The organism is Protofrankia coriariae (genome assembly GCF_001017755.1).
Taxonomy (GTDB): domain Bacteria; phylum Actinomycetota; class Actinomycetes; order Frankiales; family Frankiaceae; genus Protofrankia; species Protofrankia coriariae.
On sequence record NZ_JWIO01000062.1, the window covers coordinates 1 to 3869 of the forward strand.

General features: G+C 76.5%; 3 protein-coding genes and 1 riboswitch. All 3 genes read left to right on the forward strand.

The window, feature by feature from the left end:
- Positions 1 to 130: 130 nt before the first annotated feature.
- Positions 131 to 256, forward strand: a riboswitch (cobalamin riboswitch).
- Between the two features lie 376 nt (positions 257 to 632).
- Positions 633 to 2627, forward strand: a complete 1995-nt coding sequence (locus FrCorBMG51_RS22745; protein WP_476742236.1) for a VWA domain-containing protein — start codon at positions 633 to 635, stop codon at positions 2625 to 2627.
- Between the two features lie 3 nt (positions 2628 to 2630).
- On the forward strand, positions 2631 to 3236 hold the full coding sequence (cobO, locus tag FrCorBMG51_RS22750; protein ID WP_013873666.1) for a cob(I)yrinic acid a,c-diamide adenosyltransferase: 606 nt from the start codon (positions 2631 to 2633) through the stop codon (positions 3234 to 3236).
- Positions 3230 to 3869 (forward strand): cobyrinic acid a,c-diamide synthase CobB (locus tag FrCorBMG51_RS32140; protein WP_047225070.1); only part of this gene is annotated, 640 nt, incomplete at its 3' end. The genes cobO and FrCorBMG51_RS32140, both read left to right, overlap by 7 nt.

A 3869-nucleotide genomic window follows, 5' to 3' on the forward strand; every position in this document is an offset into this window, starting at 1 on the left:
CACCGATCTTGAAACAGTCCCCGGCCAGCCGGCGGCATCGAGTGCTGGGATGTCCGGACACGGGTGTGGGCAGGGCGAAGGGGTCCGCGTGGTGGCGGGTTGTGCCATGCTGGGTGGGCGACGGCAGTGGAGGAAGCCGGTGGGAATCCGGCGCGGTCCCGCCACCGTAACCGGGGAGCGAACCCTCACCGTGTGTCACGGACGTGTAGGCGTCCGGAAGGCCGAGGGGGAGCACTGATCCGGGAGCCGGGATACTTCGGCCGTTCGCACCGTTACCGAGGGCGAGGAAACCCGAGGGAGGACCGCGGCATGCCCGTTCACGCCCGTCAGCCGGTGCCCGGCGCACGGTCGGGAGCACGATGACGGCCTACCCGCTGTCCGCGGTGGTGGGTATGGACGACCTGCGGCTCGCCCTCGTCCTCAACGCTGTGTCACCGGCCATCGGCGGGGTGCTCGTCCGGGGAGAGAAGGGCACCGCCAAGTCGACGGCGGTGCGGGGGCTCACCGCCATGCTCCCGCCCCTGCGGGTGGTGGCCGACTGCCGGTTCGCCTGCGACCCGGCCGCCGGTGACGCCGACTGCCCGGACGGCCCGCATCCACCCGAGGCTCCCGCTGTGACCCGGGCGGTGCGGATGGTGGAGCTGCCGGTCGGCGCCTCCGAGGACAGGGTGACCGGGTCGATCGATCTCGACCGGGCGCTCACCGAAGGCGTCACGGCGCTGCGCCCCGGGCTGCTGGCCGTAGCCCACCGCGGCCTGCTCTACGTCGACGAGGTCAACCTCCTGCACGATCATCTTGTCGACCTGCTGCTGGACGCGGCCGCGCTCGGTGTCGCCCACGTCGAACGCGATGGGGTGTCGGTCCGCCACGCAGCCCGGTTCCTGCTGGTCGGGACGATGAACCCGGAGGAGGGCGAGCTGCGCCCGCAACTGCTGGACCGGTTCGGGCTGACCGTCGAGGTCGCCGCCAGCCGGGACCCGCGCGTGCGGGCCGAGGTGGTGCGCCGCCGACTGGCCTACGACGCCGACCCACAGGCCTTCGCCGCCGCCTGGGCGGAGCAGGACGCCGCCCTCGCCGCCCGGATCGCCGCCGCCCGTGACCGCCTGCCCGCCGTGGAGCTCTCCGAGACGGCGTTGCGCCAGGTAACCGCGGTCTGCGCCGCCTTCGACGTGGACGGGATGCGCGCGGACGTGGTCACCGCCCGCACCGCGATCGCGCTGGCCGCCTGGGAGGGCCGCGAGCGCGTCACCGCCGACGACATCCGCCGCGCCGCCCGCCTGGCACTGCCGCACCGGCGCCGCCGAGGCCCGTTCGACGCCCCCGGCCTGGACGAGGACACCCTCGCCGACGCCCTGGAAAAAGCGGGGGAGCCGTCTACGGACCCGGACGGACCGCCGCCGGCCGGCGGCGGNCCGGCCGGCGGCGGTGGTGGCGCCGGCCACGGCGACGCCGCTGCCGACAGCCATGACGGGCATGCCGGTGACGGGCCACCGCCCACGCCGGCCGGCGACCTGCCGACCCCGCGCCCGGCGGAATCGGAGCCCCTGCACCGGGCGGAAACGCAACGAACGGCAACAGACGCGGCGGCGGAACCGCGGCCCGCCAGCGGGCCGACCACCGCGTCCGAGCACAGCGGGTACGAGCAGCCCGACCCGTCGCGCGGGCAGACCGACACCGCCGACGTCCGTCCCGCCGGCCCGCCCGGCCCGACCTTCCGCCCCCGCCGCCTGGAGATCCCCGACGTCGGTACCGGTCTCGGCGCCGCCGGGCGGCGCTCCCGGGCCCGCACCCGTCACGGCGCGGTGGTCACCGACTCACCGGAGGCCGCCGGCCTGCACCTGCCGGCGACCCTGCGGGCGGCCGCGCCCTGGCAGCGGGTCCGCGGACGCCGCGGCCCGGGGCTGCTGCTGCGCCCGTCCGACCGGCGCGGCGCCGTCCGGGAGGGACGCGAGGGCAACCTGGTGCTGTTCGTGGTGGACGCCAGCGGCTCCATGGCCGCCCGCGCCCGGATGCGCACGGTCACCACCGCCGTGCTCTCTCTGCTCCTGGACGCCTACCAGCGCCGCGACCGGATCGGAATGATCACCTTCCGGGGTGCCGGCGCCGAGGTCGTCCTGCCGCCGACGTCGAGCGTGGAGGTGGGTGCGGCCCGGCTGCGTTCCCTGCCGACCGGCGGACGCACCCCGCTCGCCNNNGGCGGACGCACCCCGCTCGCCGCCGGACTCACCCGCGCCGGGCAGGTGCTGGCCGCCGAACGCCGGCGTGACCCCGACCGGCGCGCGCTGCTGGTCGTCGTCACCGACGGGCGGTGCACCACCGGCCCGGATCCGGCCGCCGCCGCGCACGCGCTGGCCCGCGCCGGGGTGGCCAGCGTCGTCGTCGACTGCGAGAGCGGATACGTCCGCCTGGGCCTGGCCGGGCGGCTGGCCACCGCCCTCGGTGGCACGACCGTTCCGCTGGCCGCCCTGTCGGCGGCCGGCCCGGCGGTCGCCACCGGCCCCACGGTCCCCGCCGGTCCCGTGCGTCCGATACGGCCGGCGGGATCGGGCTCCGTCCGGTTTGGCGGGCCCGCCGGGCCGACCGTTGGGCCGACAACAGCTTCCACCCAGCCCGGGAAGGTGGCCTGAGGGATGCCGCAGGGACAGCCGGCCGTGATACCCGACGACGGCCTGACCACCCGGGCCCGCCGGGACCGCCCGCTGCTGATCGTCCACACCGGTGACGGCAAGGGGAAGTCGACCGCGGCGTTCGGGCTGGCCCTGCGCGGCTGGGCGCAGGGCTGGCCGGTCGGGGTGTTCCAGTTCGTCAAGTCCGCGAAGTGGCGGATCGGGGAGGAACGGGCGCTGCGCACGCTGACCGCCACCGGGGAGGGCGGCACGGTCGCCTGGCACAAGATGGGCGAGGGCTGGAGCTGGGTGCAGCGCCGCATCGACCCGGACGCCCAGCCCGCCGACGCCGCGCGCGAGGGCTGGGAACAGATCCGCCGGGACCTGGCCGCGCAGACCTACCGGCTCTACGTCCTCGACGAGCTGACCTACCCGCTGAAGTGGGGCTGGCTCGACGTGGCCGAGGTCGTCGAGACGCTGCTCACCCGGCCCGGGCGCCAGCACGTCGTCATCACCGGCCGCGCCGCGCCACCACAGCTGCTCGACGCCGCCGACCTGGTGACCGAGATGACCAAGGTGAAGCACCCGATGGACGCCGGCCAGAAGGGCCAGCGGGGGATCGAATGGTGAGCGGCCCCGGCATCGTCCTGCCCCGGCTGCTGATCGCGGCCCCGGCCAGCGGCGCGGGCAAGACCACCGTGGCGACCGGGCTGATGGCCGCCCTGACCGCCCGCGGCCTGCGGGTCTCCCCGCACAAGGTCGGCCCGGACTACATCGACCCGAGCTACCACGCCCTGGCCACCGGACGCCCCGGGCGCAACCTCGACGCCGTGCTCTGCGGCGAGGAGCGCATCGGCCCCCTGTTCGCCCACGGCGCCCACGGCGCCGACATCGCCGTCGTCGAAGGGGTGATGGGCCTGTTCGACGGGGTGTCGGTGCCGCGGCCCGGCCAGCCCGCGGACTTCGCCTCCGCCGCCCATGTGGCCCGGCTGACCGCCACCCCGGTCGTGCTGGTCGTGGACGCGTCCGCCGCGGGCCGCTCGGCCGCGGCCGTGGTGCACGGCTTCGCCACCTGGGATCGGCGGGTGCGCCTGGCCGGTGTCGTCTTCAACCGGGTCGGCTCGGCCGGCCACGAGAGCCTGCTGCGGGACGCCGTCGCCGGCCTGCGCATCCCCGTGCTGGGGGTGCTGCGCCGGGACGACACCGCCGCGGTGCCCTCGCGGCATCTCGGGCTGGTGCCGGCGGCCGAGCGGGCGCCGGCCG